The sequence below is a fragment of the uncultured Reyranella sp. genome (assembly GCF_945957355.1).
Lineage (GTDB): Bacteria > Pseudomonadota > Alphaproteobacteria > Reyranellales > Reyranellaceae > Reyranella.
In genome coordinates this window covers 1-20,605 of record NZ_CAMFKM010000036.1, presented here as the reverse complement: position 1 = coordinate 20,605, position 20,605 = coordinate 1, and the positions used below count along the sequence as shown (strand labels likewise).

Annotated in this window: 18 protein-coding genes; 7 read left to right on the top strand and 11 right to left on the bottom strand. The window is 66.1% G+C overall.

The features are described from left to right. Positions 1 to 822: OmpA family protein (locus Q0Q48_RS27880; protein ID WP_295145628.1), on the bottom strand; the 822-nt coding region annotated here is incomplete at its 3' end. A gap of 144 nt (positions 823 to 966) precedes the next feature. Continuing rightward, a complete protein-coding gene (locus Q0Q48_RS27875; protein ID WP_295145627.1) occupies positions 967 to 1,203 on the bottom strand; it encodes a hypothetical protein in 237 nt (78 codons plus the stop codon). 105 nt (positions 1,204 to 1,308) lie between these two features. Between Q0Q48_RS27875 and Q0Q48_RS27870 the strand changes: the two genes are divergently transcribed. Continuing rightward, positions 1,309 to 2,157 (top strand): TauD/TfdA family dioxygenase, encoded by an 849-nt coding sequence (locus Q0Q48_RS27870; protein WP_295145626.1) that lies wholly within the window; start codon positions 1,309 to 1,311, stop codon positions 2,155 to 2,157. 24 nt (positions 2,158 to 2,181) lie between these two features. On the opposite strand, the gene Q0Q48_RS27865 is transcribed toward Q0Q48_RS27870, so the two are convergent. Together Q0Q48_RS27865 and Q0Q48_RS27860 are read right to left on the bottom strand one after the other, a co-directional pair. Continuing rightward, entirely contained in the window at positions 2,182 to 3,750 is a 1,569-nt protein-coding gene (locus Q0Q48_RS27865) for an ABC transporter substrate-binding protein (protein WP_295145625.1), read from the bottom strand. Beyond that, positions 3,743 to 5,392 (bottom strand): GMC family oxidoreductase N-terminal domain-containing protein, encoded by a 1,650-nt coding sequence (locus tag Q0Q48_RS27860; RefSeq protein WP_295145624.1) that lies wholly within the window; start codon positions 5,390 to 5,392, stop codon positions 3,743 to 3,745. Before Q0Q48_RS27860 ends, Q0Q48_RS27865 begins: the two co-directional genes overlap by 8 nt. 104 nt (positions 5,393 to 5,496) lie before the next feature. Here Q0Q48_RS27860 and Q0Q48_RS27855 point away from each other — a divergent pair, with 104 nt between their 5' ends. Further along, the gene (locus Q0Q48_RS27855; protein ID WP_295145623.1) at positions 5,497 to 6,639 is read left to right on the top strand and encodes an amidohydrolase family protein; all 1,143 of its coding nucleotides are present in this window, start codon (positions 5,497 to 5,499) and stop codon (positions 6,637 to 6,639) included. Between the two features lie 204 nt (positions 6,640 to 6,843). On the opposite strand, the gene Q0Q48_RS27850 is transcribed toward Q0Q48_RS27855, so the two are convergent. The 6 genes from Q0Q48_RS27850 to Q0Q48_RS27825 form a co-directional block, all read right to left on the bottom strand. Further along, entirely contained in the window at positions 6,844 to 7,461 is a 618-nt protein-coding gene (locus Q0Q48_RS27850) for a hypothetical protein (protein WP_295145622.1), read from the bottom strand. After that, positions 7,458 to 7,988, bottom strand: a complete 531-nt coding sequence (locus tag Q0Q48_RS27845; protein ID WP_295145621.1) for a TIGR00645 family protein — start codon at positions 7,986 to 7,988, stop codon at positions 7,458 to 7,460. Before Q0Q48_RS27845 ends, Q0Q48_RS27850 begins: the two co-directional genes overlap by 4 nt. Continuing rightward, complete coding sequence (locus Q0Q48_RS27840; RefSeq protein ID WP_295145620.1) at positions 7,985 to 9,055, bottom strand: serine hydrolase; 1,071 nt, start codon at positions 9,053 to 9,055, stop codon at positions 7,985 to 7,987. Before Q0Q48_RS27840 ends, Q0Q48_RS27845 begins: the two co-directional genes overlap by 4 nt. A gap of 95 nt (positions 9,056 to 9,150) precedes the next feature. Further along, positions 9,151 to 9,390 (bottom strand): Lrp/AsnC family transcriptional regulator, encoded by a 240-nt coding sequence (locus tag Q0Q48_RS27835; protein WP_295145619.1) that lies wholly within the window; start codon positions 9,388 to 9,390, stop codon positions 9,151 to 9,153. 27 nt (positions 9,391 to 9,417) lie between these two features. Beyond that, on the bottom strand, positions 9,418 to 10,950 hold the full coding sequence (locus Q0Q48_RS27830; RefSeq protein ID WP_295145618.1) for a DEAD/DEAH box helicase: 1,533 nt from the start codon (positions 10,948 to 10,950) through the stop codon (positions 9,418 to 9,420). Positions 10,951 to 11,101: 151 nt separating this feature from the next. Further along, positions 11,102 to 11,401: a cupin domain-containing protein gene (locus Q0Q48_RS27825; protein ID WP_295145617.1), complete on the bottom strand. Its 300-nt coding sequence runs from the start codon at positions 11,399 to 11,401 to the stop codon at positions 11,102 to 11,104. Positions 11,402 to 11,478: 77 nt separating this feature from the next. On the opposite strand from Q0Q48_RS27825, the gene Q0Q48_RS27820 reads away from it, so the two are divergent. From Q0Q48_RS27820 to Q0Q48_RS27810, 3 genes are all read left to right on the top strand, one after another. Then, entirely contained in the window at positions 11,479 to 12,831 is a 1,353-nt protein-coding gene (locus Q0Q48_RS27820; RefSeq protein ID WP_295145616.1) for an MATE family efflux transporter, read from the top strand. 68 nt (positions 12,832 to 12,899) lie between these two features. Next, the gene (locus Q0Q48_RS27815; protein ID WP_295145615.1) at positions 12,900 to 13,583 is read left to right on the top strand and encodes a class I SAM-dependent methyltransferase; all 684 of its coding nucleotides are present in this window, start codon (positions 12,900 to 12,902) and stop codon (positions 13,581 to 13,583) included. 11 nt (positions 13,584 to 13,594) lie between these two features. Then, a complete protein-coding gene (locus tag Q0Q48_RS27810) occupies positions 13,595 to 14,008 on the top strand; it encodes an MAPEG family protein (protein ID WP_295145614.1) in 414 nt (137 codons plus the stop codon). 362 nt (positions 14,009 to 14,370) lie between these two features. On the opposite strand, the gene Q0Q48_RS27805 is transcribed toward Q0Q48_RS27810, so the two are convergent. Continuing rightward, positions 14,371 to 17,874, bottom strand: a complete 3,504-nt coding sequence (locus Q0Q48_RS27805; RefSeq protein ID WP_295145613.1) for an FAD-dependent oxidoreductase — start codon at positions 17,872 to 17,874, stop codon at positions 14,371 to 14,373. A 150-nt stretch (positions 17,875 to 18,024) separates the two neighbouring features. Between Q0Q48_RS27805 and Q0Q48_RS27800 the strand changes: the two genes are divergently transcribed. After that, positions 18,025 to 19,047 (top strand): COX15/CtaA family protein, encoded by a 1,023-nt coding sequence (locus tag Q0Q48_RS27800; RefSeq protein ID WP_295145611.1) that lies wholly within the window; start codon positions 18,025 to 18,027, stop codon positions 19,045 to 19,047. After that, positions 19,044 to 20,605, top strand: a 1,562-nt coding sequence (locus Q0Q48_RS27795) for an SEL1-like repeat protein (protein ID WP_295145609.1), incomplete at its 3' end; no start/stop codon positions are given. The genes Q0Q48_RS27800 and Q0Q48_RS27795, both read left to right, overlap by 4 nt.

The window sequence follows — 20,605 nt, the reverse complement described above, 5'->3', positions numbered from 1 at the left end:
CAGCGCGTCCTTGACGGCGTTCGCACGACGCAGCGACAGCGCCATGTTGTAGGCCTCGGTGCCCGACGTGTCGGTGTGACCCGTCGCCGTGATGCGGGCGTTGCCCTTCTGCTTGTAGGCGCTGGCCGCCTGCTTGATCGTCGTCAGCGCCTGGGCCGACAGGTTCGAACGATCCCAGTCGAAGAACACCATGAACGACGGCGGAGCCACCATCGGCGGGGCCGGAGGCGGCGCCGGCGGCGGCGAGACGAACTTGTAGGTCACGCCGGCCAGCGCCAGGATGTTGTTGTTCTGGAAGCTCACATTGCCGAACGGCGTGTTGACGCTGGGGTTGGTCGTGCCGACGTAACGGCCTTCGACCATGAACCGCAGCTGCTCGCTCACGTTGTAAGCGACGCCGATCATGCCTTGGTAGGCGAACTGCGTGCTGCCCAGCGAGGCGTTGCTGTCGACGAACGCGATACCCGCACCGGCGCCGATGTACGGCGTGATCACCGATGTCGGCATGAAGTCGTACAGCAGGTTCGCCATCACGTTGAGCTGGCCGACCTTGCCATTGATTGCTGTACCGGGAATGTTGGCCGAGGTTGGGATCTGACCGTAGCCGACCTCGAGTTCGAGGCGCGGGCCGACGAAGTCGTAACCGGCCTTGCCGCCGACGGACCAGCCTGTCCAGGTGCTGGCATTCGAATTCGAGCCGATGAACCATGCGGCGCCACCGCCGGCGCCGATATAAAAACCTTCCTGGGCATTGATCGTCTGCGCCTGGGCCGCAACCGGCGCCAGAGCCATGAATGCCGCTGCTGCAAAGACCTTTTTCATGCAAGCTTCCCCGCTCGTTGAATGATCACGAACGGTTAACTCCCCTGCCCCCATTTGGTTGCAATACCGCCCCAGTCGCCGCATCGAACCCATATCGTGGTGCAAAGGCGCCACATTTTATGTGCGTTATCGAACGGCGATTGACTACAGCGTGAGCGCAAGTTGTTCGAGGTGTACCAGCGCGTCGTCCATCCTGTCTTCGTCACCTGACCCAATGGCGACAAAAGCCGCTTCCACGGCCTGACGCCAGGTCGGATCCCAGGTCGGATGATTCTCCGAGCGCATGGGCACCATGGTCAGTTGATGGATGCGCCGCGCCAGAAGCTCGGCCTTCGTCCATGCGCCCTGCCGGGCAATCACCCTGCTCTCCTGCGCCGCCACGTCCGCCTCCGGTAAAAAGGTTGCGCCGCCTCAACGTCCCGCCGGGCGAAAAGTTCAGTCCGCGCCGCCTTGCCCGCTCGTTCCACCACCCGCATCATCGCGTGCATGGTGGACTATCGACGCATCACCGTTTCTCCCATCGCCGGTGCCCTGGGCGCGGAAATCGGCGGTGTCGACATCGGGGCCGGCCTCGACGACGCGACGATCGCCGAAATCCGTCGCGCGCTGCTCGAGCATCTGGTGATCTTCTTCCGCGGCCAGAAACTCGATGATGCCAGCCACAAGGCTTTCACCCGCCGCTTCGGCGAGATCTTCGTCCATCCCAACTTCAACACCGGTGCGGGCGATCCAGAGATCGTGCGCGTCGTGCGCGCGCCTGGCGACCAGCGCATCGTGGGAGAGGAGTGGCACGCCGACACCACAATGATGCCCGAGCCGCCGATGGGCGCCATCCTCTATGCGCTGGAGGTGCCGCCCTACGGCGGCGACACGCTGTTCGCCAATCAGTATCTCGCTTACGAGAGCCTCTCCGACGGCATGAAGTCTATGCTGGCGGGCCTCCGCGCCGTGCACAGCGATATCCGGGTCGCCGGCCCGCGAGCCGGATTGAACGCCCGCCGTTCGATCAAGGTGCGGGAGGATTCGGACTGGCGCCCGACCGAGTGTCTGCATCCGGTCGTGCGGACCCATCCCGAGACCGGCCGCAAGTGCCTGTTCGTGAACCACTCCTATTCCTGCCGCTTCGAGAACATGACCGACCGCGAGAGCAAGCCGCTGCTCGACTTTCTCATGGATCACGGTCACCGCCCGGAATTCACCTGCCGCTTCCGCTGGCAGGCCGGCTCGATCGCCTTCTGGGACAACAGGTGCACCAAGCACCTGGCGATCCACGATGCCGGCCCTTTCCACCGCCGCATGCAGCGGACGCAGATCGCGGGGGACGTCGTCGTCTGAGCGACGACGGCGCCGGAGACCCCGCTACTTCTTCTCGATGTTCCAGAAGACCGGCACGGGCGAGACGACGCTGCCGGTCACGTTCTTCCGGATCGCCATGGCGTTGTTGTACTGGCCGAGGAAGGCATGCGTTGGCACCTCGGCGGCGCGCAGCTGGAGCTTCTCGACGATCTCCTTGCGCTTGGCCTCGTCGGTCTCGTCGGCGAAGGCATTGCGCAGGCGCGTGATTTCCTCGTCGCACGGCCAGCCGAACCAAGCCTTGTCGCAGGCCGCGCTGATGAAGCTGTAGGTCAGCGGATCGAGCGAATCGGCACCCGAGGTCGACGTGATGAGCACGTTCCAGCCGCCCTTGTCCGGCGCATCCTTCTTGGCGCGGCGGGCGACCAGCGTCTGCCAGTCCATCGACTGCATGTCGACCTTCATGCCGGCCTTCTCCATCAGCGACTTGGCGATGGGCGCCATGTTGGTCAGCACGTAGAGGTCGGTCGAATGCAGCAGCACGACCGGCGTATTGTCGTAGCCACCCTCGGCCAGGAGCTGTTTGGCCTTCGCGAAATCGCTCTCATACTTGTCGGCGAAGCCCGCGGTCGTCTCGTACGGACCGCCGCACATGAACATGGCCTTGCAGACCCTGTAGTACTCGGGATCGCCGATCACGCCGTTCAGGAAGTCCTTCTGGTTCAGCGCATAGAGCATCGCCTGCCGGTTCTTGGCATTGTCGAACGGCTTGTGTAGCTGGTTGAAGCGATAGATGTACTGGTTGCCCCACTTGTTGGTGGTCACCATCGAGACGTTGCGGTCCTTCTTGAGCAGCGGATAGAGGTCGTGCTGCGGCGCCTCGATGATGTCGATCTCGCCGGCCTGCAGCGCATTGACCGCCGTCTGCTGGTCGGGGATCGCGACCCACTCGACCCGGTCGACCTTGGCGATCTTGCCGCCGGCCAGGCCGGAGGGCGGCTCGGCCCGCGGCTTGTATTTGGGGTTCTTCACATAGACGGTCTTGTCGCCGGGCTTCCACTCGTCGGCCTTGAAGATGAACGGGCCGGAGCCCACGAACTCCTTGATCTGGTCGGTGCCCGGCGTCTCGGCAATGCGCTTGGGCATGATGAAGGGATTGCCCGAGGGCTTGGACAAAGCCTGCAGCACGACACCGGTCGGCGCCTTCAGGATGATCTGGAAGGTCCTGGCATCGACGGCCTTAAGCTCGGAGACCTTCGCCCACAGGATGTTGCCCAGGCTGTCGCGCGAGGCCCAGCGCTTCAGCGAGGCGATCACGTCCTCGCTGGTGACGGGCTGACCGTCATGGAACTCGAGCCCGTCGCGCAGGGTGAAGGTCCAGGTGAGCTTGTCTTCGCTCGTCCGCCACGTGTCGACCATCTGCGGCTTGATCCTGAGGTCGCCGTCCAGCGCGAACAGCGTGTCGTAGATCATGTAGCCGTGGTTGCGTACGATGAAGGCCGTGGTCCAGATCGGATCGAGGATCTTGAGATCTGAATGGGCCACCACGCGCAGCGTCGTCGGCTGCTGTGCCATGGAAACGGCCGGCACCGACAGGCCGACCGCCGCGATCAGTCCGAGAATCCTGCTACGCACGCGCCTCTCCTTGTTTGCCATCCGCCAGGACCATTCCAGCCGCCTTGTCGGCGATCATGATCGTGGGGGTGTTTGTGTTGCCCGAGGTGATGGTCGGCATGACCGACGCATCGATCACCCGCAGTCCCTGAAGCCCGATGACCCGCAGCCGCTCGTCGACCACGGCATGCGGATCCGACGGCAGGCCCATCTTCGCGGTGCCGACGGGATGGAAGATCGTGGTGCCGATATCGCCGGCCGCCTTGGCGAGCGACGCATCGTCGTCGCCGACACCGGGGCCCGGCAGGTATTCCTCGGGATGGTAGGGCTGCATGGCCGGCTGGCGCATCAGGCGCCGCGTCACGCGGATTGCGTCGGCGGCCACCGTGCGGTCCTCGTAGGTCGCGAGGTAGTTGGGTGCGATCAGGGGCTTGGCCGTCGGATCGGCCGAGCGCAGCCGGACGGTGCCGCGCGATGTCGGGCGCAGGTTGCAGGCGCTCACCGTGATCGCCGGGAAGCGATGCAGCGGCTCGCCGAACTTGTCGAGCGACAAAGGCTGGACATGGAACTCGATGTTCGACCTTTCCTGATCCGGCGAAGAGCGTGTGAAGATGCCCAGCTGCGAGGGCGACATGGTGAGCGGCCCCTTCTGCAGCAATGCATATTGCATGCCCATCAGTGCCCGGCCGACCAGCGAATGGTAGTCCGTGTTCAAGGTCTTCACGCCGTTGACCTTGTAGATCGCGCGCTGCTGCAGATGGTCCTGCAGGTTCCGGCCGACACCCTGCAACTCGTGCAGAACCGGTACGCCCGACTCAGCCAGCCACTCCGCCGGACCAATGCCGGAAAGCTGAAGGATCTGCGGCGAGCCGATCGCGCCGGCCGCCAGGATGATCTCGCCCTTCGCACGCGCCTCGACGAGGCGGCCGTCCCGACGATAGAGCACGCCGGTGCAACGCTTGGCCTCGAAGGTCAGCTTCTCGACCAGGACGCCGGTCTCGAGCTTCAGGTTCGAACGGCTGAGCACCGGCTTCAGGAAGGCGCGCGCCGCCGACATGCGGATGCCGCGCTTCTGGTTGACGTGAAAATAGCCGACGCCGGTGTTGTCGCCGGTGTTGAAATCCGCGGTCTGCGGGATGCCCATCTCGGTGGCGGCCTTGATCACCGCGTCGAGCACCTCCCAGCGCACCCGCGATTCCTCGACCCGCCATTCGCCGCCGGCGCCGTGATGCTCGGTGTCGCCCAGGAAATGATTGTCGAGCCTGCGGAAGACCGGCGCGACATCGTCCCAGCCCCAGCCGGTGAGGCCGAGCTGCCGCCAGTGGTCGTAGTCCTGCGACTGGCCGCGCATCGAGATCATGCCGTTGATCGCCGAGCAGCCGCCGATCACCTTGCCGCGTGGATAGTTCAGCGCGCGGCCGTTGAGCCCCGGCTCCTTCTCCGTCTGGAACATCCAGTCGGCGCGCGGATTGCCGATGGCGAAGAGATAGCCCGCCGGTATGTGGAACCAGATCCAGTTGTCGCGCCCGCCCGCCTCGAGCACCAGCACGCGGTTCTTCGGATCTGCCGAGAGCCGGTTGGCGAGCACGCATCCGGCCGAGCCGGCGCCCACGATGATGTAGTCGAAGTCCCCGTCGAGACGGGAAGCAGCCATGTCAGTCATGTTCGAGCCCTAGCACACAAGCCGACCCGCGAAACAGTAGGAGCATTGCCCCGCCGCTCGGGCGGCGCATAATCCAATCAGCAAATCAAAGGGAGCCAAACGCCATGCAATACAAGCGCATTTCGGCCGATAGCCACCTCGACCTGCCGTGGATGCCGCCTGACCTGTTCACGTCGATGGCGCCGCGCAATCTCAAGGACCGCATGCCGTACGTCACCGACACCGACGACGGGCCTAAGTGGGTCGCGAAGAACGGCGCCTCGTTCGGTTTCAAGAACGGCGTCGGCCCCTCGGGCTCCAAGTTCGTGCCCGGCAAGCATCATCGCGTCGACATCATGGCCGAGACCGGCCTCTACGCCGACGGCGCGAAGGACATCCGCCGCATCTCCGATCCGCATCTCCGCATCAAGGATCTGGACCGCGACGGCGTCGATGCCGAGGTGATCTACGGCATCCTCGGCGCCGCCAGCCGTCTCAACGACCGCGAGGCCGGCAACGAGATGCTGCGCATCTACAACGACTGGCTGAAGGACTTCTGCAGCCACTATCCCGACCGGCATATCGGCCTCGCGTGCCTGCCCTACGGCGACATCGATGCCGCGGTGAAGGAGACCTACCGGGTGGCCAAGATGGGCATCAAGGGCCTGGAGCTCTCCTGCTCGTGGGACATGGAGCCGATGTGGCATCCGATGTGGGACCCGCTGTGGAAGGCGGTGAACGACGTGCAGCTGCCGCTGCACTTCCATACCTTCCCCAACGTCCCGCCCGGCACCATCGAGAAATATCCCGGCCGGGTCGGCCGCTCGGTGTTCTTCACCGTCGTCTCGGGTTTCCAGATGAACCTGGTGAACATCCTGGCCGCCATCATCGGCGCCAACGTGCTGGAACGCTTTCCCAACATCCGCATCGCCTTCGGCGAATCGGGCTGCGGCTGGATCCCCTATGCGCTCGACCGCATGGACTTCGAGTGGGAGGACCGATTCACCGACCTCGGCCTCAAGATGAAGCCCAGCGACTACTGGCGCCGCCAGTGCAAGGCTACGTTCCAGTTTGACCGCATCGGCGCCAAGCTGATCGAGGAGATGGGCGCCGAGAGCCTGATGTGGGGCTCCGACTACCCGCACGGCGACGGCGTCTGGCCGCACTCCGACAAGTACATCAAGGAACAGTTCGCCGAGGTCCCGGCCGAGCAGGTGAAGATGATCACCTGCACCAACGCCGGGAAGTTCTACGGGCTGATCAACTGACGGCGACGCTGTCGCCTCGAACGACGTGAGGGATCCTTTCCGTCAGCGAAGTATCCCTCTTGCGAAAGACTCCGTCGTCTCGACCGGAGCACCGGAGGTGCGGAGCGGAGAGACCTTCTCTCCACCAAAAGCCGTCAAATGGTTGAGCGAAGGTCTCTCCACTCCGCCTCGCTCCGCGAGGCTCCGGTCGAGACGACGGAAACTCTAAGTGGCGAGATCGCTCTTCGACACGGTGTGGCGCAGGGCGAAGACCTCGCCCTCGGGCGCGTGGCGGTCGCGGGCGGCCTGGGCGGCTTCGACCGACCAGAAGAAGGCAACCAGCGCCCGCTCGATCTGCTGATCGGCACCGTCGCGCAGGTCCTTCTCGGCGGTGGGCGCCTGTCCGATATTGGCGCGGCCGGTGAGAAGGTCGACGCGGGCCGTTTCGGGCGAAGCGAGCCTGTCGAAGGGCGCCACGTTGCTGGCCTTCATGCGCACCGTGAGCACCGCGGCGCCGATCCCCTCGCCCCAACGCTGCTCGACCGCGCAGACGGTGCGCGAGGTGTTGCGGAACTTCGGGAAGATGGCGCGGCTCATCTCGCTGGGCGCACGCAGCCGTGCATAATAGGTTTCGCTCTCGAAGGCCGAGGCCGTCTCGGCGTCGTAGAACAGCAGGTGGCGACCGGGCTGCGTCACGCCCTTGAAGCGGCTGCCGCGCAGCCAGCCCGGACAGGAGACACGCTCCTCGAGATGCTCGCGGCTGTGCCAATGCTCGAAAAAAGCATCGTCGGCCGGGTCGATGTCGACCCAGATGGCGAGGACCGCCGTGCCGCCGCGGCTCAATGCCCGCCGGCCTTCTTGTCGGAGGCGATCTTGTCGATATAGGTCAGCAGCAGCGCCGAAACCACGAAGGCCATGTGCATGACGACCAGCGCATAGAGCTTGCCGTTGTCGTAGTCGCCGGCCTCGAGGAAGCGCTGCAGCAGGTGGATCGAGGAGATCGCCACGATCGAGCTGGCGAGCTTGATCTTCAGCGACCCCGCATCGAGCTTGCCGAACCAGGCGAGCCGGTCGCGCGAACTATCGACGTCGATGTGGCTGACGAAATTCTCGTAGCCCGAGATGATGACCATCACGACGAGGTTGGCGACCATGATCAGGTCGACCAGCGACAACACCGCGAGAACGAGATCGGCCTCCTCGGCGCTCACCGCCTTGCGCACGAGCTCCCAGATCTTGAACGGGAACTTCACGACCACGACGCCCAGCACGGCCACCAGGCCGACATAGAGAGGCGCCTGCAGCCACCGGCTGCCCATCACGATCCGCTCGACGAGCAGCTCGAGTTTCTTGGCGGGGGTCGTCGTCATGCGGGTCGGCTCTCCCGGTTGGGTGCCGCGCAGGCTGCCCTCACCGCCTGTGTGAAGGTGACGATCTCCGCGCGGCGATCATGGTCGGTGGCGGGCACATAGGGTGGCTGCGGCAGAGCGGCAAGTGTCACAACCGACAGATCTTCGCTCCGGAAGATGTCGATGCGTTGACCGGCATGACCCAGCGCCGCCATCACCCCGTCACCCAGCCACCAGCTGTAGCCGTAATGGGTGATGTCGGGCACGGAGGGCGCAGGCACGACGAAGGCAGGCGCCGCAGCGGCCTCGACCCAGCCTTCGGGCAGGACGCGCGTCCCCGCGATGACGCCATCGGTGCGAACGAACTCCGCAAAGCGGCCAAAGTCGCGCAGGACCATGCCGGCGCGGCTACCGCCGATCTCCTGCCCGTCGTCACTCTCCAGCGTATAGAAGGCATCGCACTCCATGCCGGCGGGCTGCCAGACCTTCTCCGACATGTAATCGGCAAGGGGCTTGCCGACGGCCTTCGTGAGCGCGGCGCCCAGCAGGAACGTGTCGCCCGAATTGTAGAGGAAGGTGCTGCCCGGTGGATGTGCGCGCGGCAGCGAGGCCATCAACTTCAGCACGCCGTCGGGCACCTTGTCGGCCAGCGACTTCGAGTAGCGGTTCACGTCCGAATTCCGGTCTGGATAGACTTCGGTCCAGCGCACGCCGGACGACATCGTCATGACATGCCGCAGGGTCACGCCCTCGTAGGCCGAGTCCCTGAGCGCCGGCAGGTAAGTTGTCAGCGGATCGTCGATCGACTTAATCGCGCCGTCGCGAACCGCCGCGCCGACCAGCATTGCGGTCATCGACTTCACGGTCGACATGGTCGACCAGCGATCGTGTTCCTGCAGGCCGAGGCCGTAGCGTTCGAGCACGATCCGGCCGCGATGGATCACCAGAATGCCCACCATCACGTTGCGGTCCATGAACGAGGCGACGTCGTGTTCAAGGCCGGCGGCGACATAGACCGGCGCGATCTCGCGGCCGCGCGGCAGCTCGCGTGGGTTCGGCCCCTTGGCGATCACGCGATGGGCGAACAACTTGTCGACGTTGCGATAGGCGTAGGGCTGAATGGACGGTGGGAGGAGCAGGAAGTCCTCGCCCCTCGGCAGATGATTCTGCGGAAGGGCCGTGCTCAGGAAAAAGCCTTGAAGGTGATCAGGGTGAACGTGTCCTTCACCCCCGGCAGCGTCTGGATCTGGCTCGTCACGAAATGGCCAATGTCGGTCTTCGCGTCGAGATAGCACTTCATCAGGAGATCGTATTGCCCGGAGGTCGAATAGACCTCCGACACCTGCTCGACGGCGACGGCATTGTCGGCAACCTCGTAGGCCTTGCCGAGCTCGCACTTCACCATGACGAAAATGGTCTGCATGGACGCCCTCCGCCGCGACGCGCGACTTTAGCGCGCCGGACGGGCGAGGAAAGCCGGCACGTGATCGCCGAGGCCCATCGGCGCCGGCGTATCGTCCCGGTCGCGACGATCCTGGCGCGGCCGGTCTGCACGATCAGACCTTTCCGGGCGGCGCTCCCGCGGCGGCCGTGCCTCCCGCTCGGGACGCGGCTCGCGCTCAGGACGCGGCTGGCGAGGAGGACGCTCGGCCCGCGGCTCCCGTGGCGGCCGTGCTTCACGTTCCGGACGGGCTTCCCGCTCGGGGCGAGCCTCACGCTCGGGACGCGCCTCGGCCTCGGGACGCGGCTCGCGTGGCGGACGGCTGCTGGAACTGCGGCTACGACTGCTGCTGCTGCTCGAACCGCCACGTCCCCGGCCGCGTCCGCGACGGCGTCCGTCGGACGCCTCGAAGGCCACGGTCTGTATGCCCGGAACCTCGACCCTCGGAATCTCCGTGCCGATCAGCTTCTCGATTGCCTCGACCAGGCCGCCCTCGTCAGGCGACGCCAGGGTGAAGGAATGACCGGTATTGCCGGCACGGCCAGTGCGGCCAATGCGATGGACATAGTCCTCGGGCGAGAACGGGACATCGAAGTTGAACACATGGCTCATCGCCACGATGTCGAGGCCGCGGGCGGCGACGTCAGAGGCGACCAGGATCTGGATCTCGCCTTGCTTGAACTTCTCCAGCGTCTCCATGCGCGCGGGCTGGCTCATGTCGCCATGCAGCGCCCCGGCGTTGAAGCCGTGCTTCTTCAGGGACCCCTGGAGGATCGCCACGTCCTTCTTGCGGTTGCAGAAGACGATGGCGTTCTTGATGTCCTGTTCCTTGATCAGGGCCCGCAGCGCTTCGCGCTTGTCCTCTTCCGGCACGACCGCGAGGCCCTGCACGATGTTCTTGGAGGCGGAGGCCGGCGGGGCGACCGTCACTTCCTTCGGGTTGCTCAGGAAACGGTCCGCCAGGCGCTTGATCTCCGGCGGCATGGTCGCGGAGAAGAACAGGGTCTGGCGCAGCGGCGGCAGGGTGGCGACGATGCGCTCAACGTCGGGGATGAAGCCCATGTCGAGCATGCGGTCGGCTTCGTCGATCACCAGGATCTTCACGTCGTTCAGCAGGATGCCGCCGCGCTCGAAATGGTCGAGCAGCCGGCCGGGCGTGGCGATCAGGACATCGGCGCCGCGCTCCAGGGCGCGCTCCTGGTCGGGGAAGCTCACGCCGCCGATCAGCAGCGCCATGTTGAGCTTGTGGTACTTGCCGTAGATTTCGAAGTTTTCGGCCACCTGGGCGGCCAGTTCGCGCGTCGGCTCCAGGATGAGCGAGCGCGGCATACGCGCCTTGGCGCGGCCTTCCGAGAGAATATCGATCATCGGGAGGACGAAGGAGGCGGTCTTGCCGGTGCCCGTCTGGGCGCATCCGAGGACATCGCGACCCATCAGGCAGATGGGGATGGCCTTTTCCTGGATGAGGGTAGGCTTTGTGTAGCCCTTCTCGGCCACTGCCTGCAGTACCGGGGCGCTCAGCCCCAAACTCTCAAAACTCATTTAATTTCCGTAGTTTAGTCCATTCTTTCCGCTGGACTTGGAGCAGTCTCATAAGGCTCGAGGATCGAGCCGGACCGCTGGGCGGACCCCATATGACCCTTACGGCTGGTCAAGTCAATGCGACCGGGCGCGGGGCAGCCCGGCGGCAGCATCAGGCCTTGACCTCGATCTCGACGAAAACGAACTCGAAATCGTTGGGATTGATGACATCGTGCTCGACGCCCGTCTGCCGGGAATAGGAGACGCCAGCCCGCAACGGTGCCGGCACCGTCGCCTTCCCGTCGAAAATGTGCAGTTCGCCCGTGGTGATGGGCACCACGACATAGTCGTGGTTGTGGCGATGCCAGCCGGTGTGACCTCCCGGCGGGAAGCGCCATTCCGTCACGATGACGCGGTCGTTCTCGACCTGGACCGAGGGCTTGGCGAGGGGACGTTCCGTCTGCTGGCTCATGGGTGAAAGCTAATGCCTCCCTCAGCGTTTGTAAGGTGACACGAGGGCGCGGCCTGATAATGTGCATATGCACGTAATTGGAGCCTTCCCTGTCGCATCCCCTCCTCACCGCGCCCATCGGCAAGAGCCTGTGGAAGCTATCGGCCCCCACCACCGCCGTCATGATCGTCCAGACCCTGGTGGCCATCGCCGAGACCTTCATCTTCGGACGGCTGGGCACCGAGTCGCTGGCGGGCTTCGCGCTCGTCTTCCCGCTCATGATGATGATGACCATGATGGCGGCCGGCGGCATGGGCGGCGGCGTGGCGGCCGCCATGGCCCGCACCCTGGGGGCCGGCCGCACCGGCGACGCGCGCGCTCTGATCCTGCACGCGCTCGTCCTCGGCACGGTGCTGGCCCTGCTCTTCACCCTGCTCGCCTGGACGGTCGCTCCGTCGCTCTACCGGCTGCTAGGAGGTGAAGGAGCGTCCCTCACGAAGGCGCTCACCTACTCCCATGTTCTGTTCACGGGCTCGATCTTCATCTGGGCCAATTTCTTCCTCTCGGCCCTGCTCCGCGGCGGCGGCGATGCGGCCACCCCCGGCCGCTACATGCTGGTCTCCTCGATCGCCCAGGTGCCGCTCTCCTACGTACTGGCGCTGGGCATCGGCGACTGGCCGGGCCTGGGCATGGCAGGGCCCGCCATCTCCTCCCTGCTGACCTCCGCCATTTCGGCACTGTTGCAGGCGCGCGCCCTTTGGAGCGGCAAGCTCGGCTTCGTGCCAGCTCTCGCCGGCATCCCCCTGCAGGGCCGCCTGTTCTGGGAGATCCTGCGGGTCGGCCTGATCGCCTCCTTCTCCGCCTTTACCGCGAACCTCACGGCCATGCTGGTCACGGGCCTGGTTGGCCGCTTCGGCGTCGCGGCGCTTGCCGGCTACGGTATCGGGGTGCGGCTGGAATTCATGCTGGTGCCGCTGGCCTTCGGCATCGGCTCCGGCCTGACGACCATCGTGGGCGTCGCCGCCGGCGCCAACGACTGGCGGCGGGCGGTCCGGGCCGCCTGGATCGGGAGCCTGATTGCCGGGCTGGGCATCGGCATCTTCGGATGGGTCGTGGCGCTCTTCCCCGAGGGCTGGGCCCGCCTCTTCACCAGCGACCCCGACGTGGTCGCCGCGACCGTGGCCTATGTCACGCGTGTGGCGCCGTTCTACTTCGTGTTCGGCATCGGCATGACGCTGTCCTTCGCCAGCCAGGGGGCCGGCCGCATGAAGGCGCCGTTCGCCGCCGGCGTGACCCGCCTGTTCGTGGCGTCGCTGGGCGGCTGGTTCGCCATCGAGCATCTCGGCTGGGGCCTGCCGGGCGTCTTCGTCGCCATCGCCGTCGGCATCGTCACCTTCGGCAGCCTGATCGCGGGGCCGCTGCTCGTGCATCCCTGGCGCGGCCGGGCTTGATTAGGGCAGGCGTAACAAGGGCGTGATAGGCTCGCTTCTTCCGCAGAAGAATCACTGGGGAGGAAGCGATGCAACGGTCTTCCATCATCCGGACCTGGAACCGCAACGCCGCCGACGAGGAGGCGATGGGTGCCGCCCATGCGCCGATCTGGCGGCGCATGATCGACGTTTCGATCTATGAGGATCTCCGCCAGTCGACCATCCTGGACTATGGCTGCAACCAGGGCGGCTTCCTGAGGATGCTCTACGACCGCCACCCTTTCCAATCGGCGATCGGCATCGACATCGCCCGCGAATCGGTGGCGCGCGCCGACCTGCTGAAGGGCTATCGGCCCATCGAGTACAAGGTCGGCGAGAGCGCGGCCGCGCTCGGCCGGACGTTCGACTTCGCCTTCAGCCACGAGGTCCTCTACCTGCTGCCCGACCTGGCCGCGCACGCCGTCGACATCGGGGCGGCACTCAAGCCGGGCGGGACCTACGTCTCGGCCATGGGCTGCCACAAGGACAGCGCCGTCTGGCCGCGCTGGCGCAAGGTGATCGCCGAAACCTCGTCGATCCCGCTCTACGATCATTCCCTGGACAACGTCGCCAGGGCGTTCAGTGACGCGGGCTTCCAAGTCAGCGTGCGCCCGCTCGATCTCGACGCCTTCATGCCGGTGACGGTGGGGAGCGAATATTTTCCGAAGGTCGTGGACCAGCTGCGCTATTACAGTCAGGACAAGGTCCTGTTCCGCTTCGTGCGCGCTCCCTAGGAGATAAGCCCATGGCAATGCCTGCCCTGCCGTTCGTCACCGCTTTCTACGCCGCTCTGACCGGCTTCCTCTGCGTGCTGCTCGCGGCGCTGGTGATCCGTCAGCGCCAGCGGAGCCAGGTCAGCATCGGCGACGGCGGCGACGCCGATATGAGCCGGATGAGCCGCGTCTTCGGGAATTTCGCCGAATATGCCGCGCTGGTGCTGGTCCTGCTGGCGCTGCTCGAGATCTGCGGGGGCTCGCGGGTGCTAGTCCATGCGCTGGGCATAGCCTTCATCGTCGCCCGCCTGGCCCACGCCTTTGGCCTCGCCCGGACGACCGCCGTCAATCCCGGCCGGGCCGCCGGCATCGTCGTCACGCTCCTCGTCATCATCGTCGCGTCCATCGCACTGCTGGTGATCGTCGCTCGGAAGATCTTCGTCTAAAGGGCTGATTCCAAGGGGAATTCGGCCACAAAGAAATATTCGAAATAAACGAATCAGACGAATCAGAAAAAGCCCCGGCGCCCATTCACGGGTTTCGGCCGCCCGGATATCGCAGGATCAGTGCACGGACGTCTCGGCCCGGCCGGGGGGCGCGAGCCGGCTTCGTTGGAGCGCGCCTGAACTCGAGGGTCTTTCCGAACAAGCTGGAATCAAACCACCAACCTCATGCTGAGGAGGCTGCAGAGCAGCCCTCTCGAAGCAAGGGCACGAGCACCGCGTTTACTGCCCATCCTTCGAGACGCCGCGCGGGCGCGGCTCCTCAGGATGAGGTGGGTGTTTGATCTTCCTGCATCGGAAAGACGCTAGCCGCGCAGCCCGAGCTGCTTCAGCGAGCGGTCGATCCATAGGGCGCCGATCTTTTCCTGCACGGAGTTCTGGCGCAGGCGCTGGCGCAGGTTGCTGAAATCAACCAGGTCGAGCCGCTGGTCCTGGTTGAAGCAGGAGAAGACCACCGTCTCCTTTCCGGTCTCCGGGTCCCTGTGCAGCTGCAGGCACTGGGCGCAGATCTCCTTCATCATGCATTGCATGGGGGAGTTGATCGAGCCGAAGGCCACGTGTTCGGGCTTCAGGTACGGCTTCAGCGCCGCATGCCGCGCCAACCGCACCGCGTTCATCATGCCATCGGAGCCGATGGCGACGATGCGGTCGGCGGCGCTGTAGGGGATCGGCTGGTCGCCGAGCTCGCCCGAGGCGTACCGGCGCATCGCCTCGACGATGTTGGTGACGACCGACTTGTCCTGTGGACGGCCCGGCGTGAAGCCCGGCGCCTCGTCGCAGCACCAGACGACGACGTCGGCCGCGGCCTCGATCTCCTCGACCTTGTAGCGGTCGATCATCTTCTTGTAGCCCGCGAAGTAGAGCACCTTGCTGCCGGCCCTGCGGAAGGCCTGGCCGATCGAGAAGAGCACGGCATTGCCGAGGCCGCCGCCCACCAGCACGACGGTCTCGCCGGGCTCGATCTCGGTCGGCGCACCGGTCGGGCCCATGACGATCACCGGCTCGCCGGCCTTCAGCTGGGCACAGAGGTCTGACGAGCCACCCATCTCCAGGGCGATCAGCGACAGCAGGCCCTCGTCCTTGTCGACCCAGGCGCCGGTCAACGCGAGGCCCTCCATGGTGAGCAGCGTCCCCTCGGCGCGCAGGGAACGCGCCTCGTAGTTCTGCAGGCGATAGAACTGGCCGGGCTCGAAATTGCGGGCCGCTGCAGGCGCCTCGACGATGACCTCGATGATGGTCGGCGTCAGCCGGTCGACGCGCACCACGCGGGCCCGCCAGGAGCGGTTGGCCTCGTCGAGGATCTCTGCGGGTGTGCGCCGGGAGGGCGGCAGCGCCGTCATCGCCCGCGTCAGCACCGGATAGCCCTGCTTGGCCCCGCCCATCGCCTTCACGACGTTGCCGGCGAACGAGGGATGCAGGTCGCCGAAGAAGGACATGAAGCGATCGTCGGCGTGGCGGTACATCAGCACGCGCACGTCGCCCGGCTTGCAGACGCGCTCGGGCGTCACCGGGTTTCCCGCCTCGTCGAGCGCGCGGAAATACTTGCCGTCGATGAAGGCGTGCGTCGCGTCCTCGCGCGCCAGCACCGTGTTGGGCTGCGTACCCGCGGCGACGAGGATGGTGCGTGCCGGCAGCGTCGCCTCGACCTTGTTGCCGCTCTGCTCGCCCGCGACCTTCAGCGCCCTCGCCTGTCCCGCCTCGTCGATCTCGACCGCGACGGGTGACAGGCCCTCGACGAAGCGGATGTCTTCCTCGAGCGCCTTGAGCACTTCCTCATGGTTCAGCGTGTAGGACGGCGAATCGATCAGGCGCCGGCGATAGACCAGCGAGACGCCGCCCCAGCCATTCACCAGCTTCGTGATCGCGGGCTCGCGGCCCTCGCGAGCCGCCAATTCACGCTCGGCCCGGATCGCGCGGGCATGGGCAATGAATTCCCCGGCGATCTCGCGCTCCTCGGGCGACCAGTTCGCTCCCACCGCCGCCTCGCCGCGCTCGGCGATCAGCGTCTCGTGGCGAGCGAGGAACTTCTCGACCTGGAGCGGGTAGTAGGCCAGCGACTCGGTTGCCGTGTCGATCGCGGTCAGGCCACCGCCGATCACCACCACGGGCAGACGGATCTGCAGATTGGCGATGGAATCCTTCTTGGCCGCGCCGGTGAGCTGCAGCGCCATCAGGAAATCCGACGCCGCGCGCACGCCGCGCGCGAGACCGTTGTGCAGATCCAGCACCGTGGGCTTGCCGGCGCCGGCACAGAGCGCGATGTGGTCGAAGCCCATGGCGAAGGCGCTCTCGACCGTCACCGTGCCGCCGAAGCGCACGCCGCCGAACATCGAGAATTGTGCGCGACGCTCCAGCAACAGGCGCACCATCTTGAGGTAGTTCTTGTCCCAGCGGACGGTGATGCCGTACTCGGCGACGCCGCCGAAGCCCGCCATCGCGCGCTCGCCGAGATTTTCACGCAAAGTCGCGACGTCCTTCACCGCGGCGAAGGGCACGCGCGTTCCATCCATCCGGACACCCGACTGCGTCTCGGGCAGCGGCTCGATCTTCAGCCCGTCGATGCCGACCACCGTATGGCCGTCGTTCATCAGGTGATGCGCGAGGTTGAAGCCCGCGGGACCGAGGCCAACCACCAGCACGGTGCGGCCCGTCGAGGGACACGGGATCGGCCGGCGCAGGTTCAACGGATTCCAGCGCGTCAGTAGCGAGTAGATCTCGAAGCCCCAGGGCAGCGCGAGCACGTCCTTGAGGGTGCGGGTCTCGATCTGCGGGATGTCGACCGGTTCCTGCTTCTGGTAGATGCAGGCCTTCATGCAGTCGTTGCAGATGCGATGGCCCGTGGCCGCTAGCAGCGGGTTGTCGACCGCGGCCATCGCCAGCGCGCCGATGGAGAAGCCCTCGCTCTTCAGCAGGTTCATCTCCGAGATCTTTTCCTCGAGCGGGCAGCCCGCGAGCGTCACGCCGAACGGCGACTTCTGGAAGGCGCCCGTCTTGCGATCCCTGAGCCCACGCGAGCAGCTGTCCTTGCCCTGGTTGTGGCACCAGATGCAGTAGTTGGCGTGGTCGAGGGCGCGCACCAGGTCGAAGCCCTGGTCGGTGAGGGCAAAGCCCTCGCGATGGCGCAGCATCGACCGCGGCAGCTTCATGCGAGTCACGCCGTCGACGATCTCGGTCTCGACCGGCACCAGATGCTCGAAATCGAGCTTGTGCGGCACCTTGAACAAGGGCCCGTCCTGATGGCGGCGCTTGCCCTGGGGATGGTGCAGAGCCCACGCGGCGTAACGCGTCAGGGCCTCGACCTCGGGGGTCGGCGCCTCGACCTTGAACTCAGGCCCGATCAGATCCCGAACCGCGAGCGCGAACGCCAGTTCCCAGGCTTCGAGTCCGGCCTCGAGTGTGACCGGGAGATTCACGGCGGCTGTGACGGCTGCGCCATCCAGGGCCGCCGCGGCTTCCGGCTTGAGGGCGCGGGCGACGTAGCGCTGCACGAACAGGCGCTTGCAGTCGTAGAGCGGCGCCAGACGACTGTGGCTACCGCGCAACTCGGCCACTTCGCCGGCGACCCCGAACAGTGTGGCGACGAAATCTTCGAGCGGGCGCGCCAGTTCGATCAGCAGGTTGGATTCGTCCTTGGCAGCCATCGCGTCGGGCGCGGCGCGCGCCGCCAGCAGGCGGGTATGGACGTCGACATTCGCATCCTTCAGCCACTCGACGAAGGCGGCATCCAGCCTGACCAGGCCTTCGCGATCGTAAAAGTCACTGAAGCTCGACCCGAAGGTGACCGGCGGGGCCAGCGGGGACGCTGTCATGGCGATGTTCCGGAAGGATGGATGAAAATTGTTCGTATGCGAACCGTTAAACAAGGCAGACGTCGAGCGCAAGACACCCCGAGGACGCGGCCATTCGCGACATTTATGCCTGATGACGGCGGCTCCCGCTTCCCCCATGTTCCGGCGGCCATGCAGCAAGTCCCCGCCTCCGTGCGCCAGTGGCTGATCGTCGTCGCCGGCATGATCTTCTTCATGATCGTGATCGGCGCACTGACCCGGCTTACCGAATCGGGCCTGTCGATGGTCGAATGGCGGCCGGTCACCGGTTGGCTGCCGCCGCTCTCCGACGTGGCCTGGCAGGCCGAACTGCAGAAGTACCTGGCCTCGCCGCAGGGTCGGATGGTGAACCACACCTTCACGGTCCCGGAGTTCCGGGAAATCTTCTGGCTCGAATACATACACCGCCTGTGGGGCCGCCTGATCGGCGTCGTGTTCGCGCTGCCGCTCGCCTGGTTCTGGTGGCGCGGCGCGCTGAACGCGCATCTCAAGCCGCGCCTGTTCGCTCTCCTCGTGCTGGGTGGGCTACAGGGAGCGCTGGGCTGGGCGATGGTGGCATCGGGCCTCGTCGACCGGCCATCGGTCAGCCACTACCGGCTTGCCGCCCATCTCATGCTGGCGGTCGTGCTCTATGCCTACACGGTCTGGCTGATACTCGACCTGATCCCCCACGGAGTCCGGCGCGGTGATCCGAAGACCGCACGCAAGTCGACGGCGCTGATCGGCTTCCTGCTGGTGGTGATGATCTGGGGCGCCTTCATGGCCGGGCTGCGTGCCGGCACCGCACACAACACATTTCCCACTATGTCGGGCTACTGGATCCCGCCCGGCCTGTTCGACCTCTCGCCGGGGTGGGTCAACTTCTTCGAGAACGGCACGACCATCCAGTTCGTCCATCGCTGGCTGGCGAAGCTCCTGTTCCTCGGCGTGCTGGTCATGGCGTGGCGTGCGCCTCGATCCGAGACCCTGGCCGCGGCGGCGATGGCTTTCTTCCAGCTCGGCCTGGGCATCGCCACGATCCTGAGCGGCGTCAGCATCCCGATCGCCACGCTCCATCAGGCCGGCGCCGTGCTTCTGCTGACGGCCCTGATCGTCGTGCGCCATCGCGCGATGCCTTCGCCGCAGCGGCCCGTCTCGGCTATTCTTCGGGGATGACCGGCAAGCCAGCCGCCGCCCCCTCCCTGCTGAAACGGCCCGTTGTCGTGGCATCGTTCGCGATCGTCGTCGCGTCGACGGCGGGTGTCGGCGCATGGGTAAGCCGCTCGCCGGAGGACGCGCCGGACGCACCGGCGATCGTGGCGCTGGCCGAACCGCTTCCCCCTCCTCCGACGGCGCCGCCCGGGGCCGCCGCGGCAGCGCCGCCGCCGCCCCCGCCGACAAGCCCTCCGACGGTGAGGGCCGCGGCGATCGCCGCTGCTCCGCCGCCGTCCCCCGTCCCCGTTCCCGAAACGCCGCCCGCCGCTCCGAAAAGCGATCTTCTCCGCGTGCCTGCTCCGGCACCGGCACCGGCGCAGGCCCCACCTTCTCCAACTGAGGTGCCGCCGACGCCGGACAAGCCCGTCGATTGGGCCACCCTGCCGGTCGATGAATTACGGAGCCGCGCCGAGGCCAACGACATCAGCGCCATGGATGAACTCGCGCGCCGGCTCGTCCAAGGCGTCGGCATGCCGAAGGACCAGCAGGCCGGCGCAGGCTGGCTCCTGCGTGCGGCCCAGGCCGGCTCTGCGCAGTCGGCCTTCAATGTCGCGGTCATGTACGAGCGTGGTTTCGTGATGGAGCGCAACCTACCGCGGGCCGTCGCCTGGTATCGCAGGGCCGTCGAAGGCAACCTGGCACTCGCCAAGCACAACCTCGCCCTGATGCTGCGCGACGGCAAGGGCACCACGCGCGACGGCGCGGAGGCGGTTGAGCTTCTACGGTCAGCCGCGCGTCAGGGAATGGCTGCGTCGATGTTCAGCCTGGGCGACATCTACGAGCGTGGCGATGCGGCCCCAAAGGACCTGGCAATGGCGATGGCCTGGTTCGCGATCACCGCCGAGTTTGAACGGCAGACGAACAAGGGGGCCGAGACGGCGCTGGCCAAGACCTCGGCGACCCGCGCGCAGGCACTGCAGCGCGGTCTGACGCAGGAAGACCTGCAGAAAGCCGAGCAGATCGGGCAAGGCGAGTTCAGGCGCATTGTCGAGGCGATGCAGCGACCGGCCAAGCCACAGGTACGCCTTGCTCCTGTCCCGCCGGTCGAAGCCGCGGCCGCGCTACCTCCACCCGCCCCGACCCGCACGGGCGCTCTTCCCCCGCTACCACCGCCGGATCTCGATCCGCAGGACTGGCCCAAGGCGAGCAAGGATCAGGTTCGAATCATCCAGCAAGCGCTTTTCGATCTCAGGCTTCTGCGCGACAAGCCCGACGGCGCATTGGGGCCGATGACACGCGCTGCCATTCGGACCTTCCAGCGCATCAACGCCCATCGCGAGACCGGCGAGCCCACCAAGGAACTCTATGCGGCCCTGAAGGAAGCGGTCGCGCGTCACGACACGACGCCACCGACAAGGCCGGAGGCCAGACCAGAGCCGCCGGTTGCGGTCGCTGCGGCGAAGCCGCCAGAGCCCATCGTCATCGCAGCGGCCGAGACGTCACCACCGCCGAGCTCTGACGACATCGCCAAGCTCATGCCGGCGCCTCCCGAGCCGCCGAAGCCGATCGAACTCGCTGC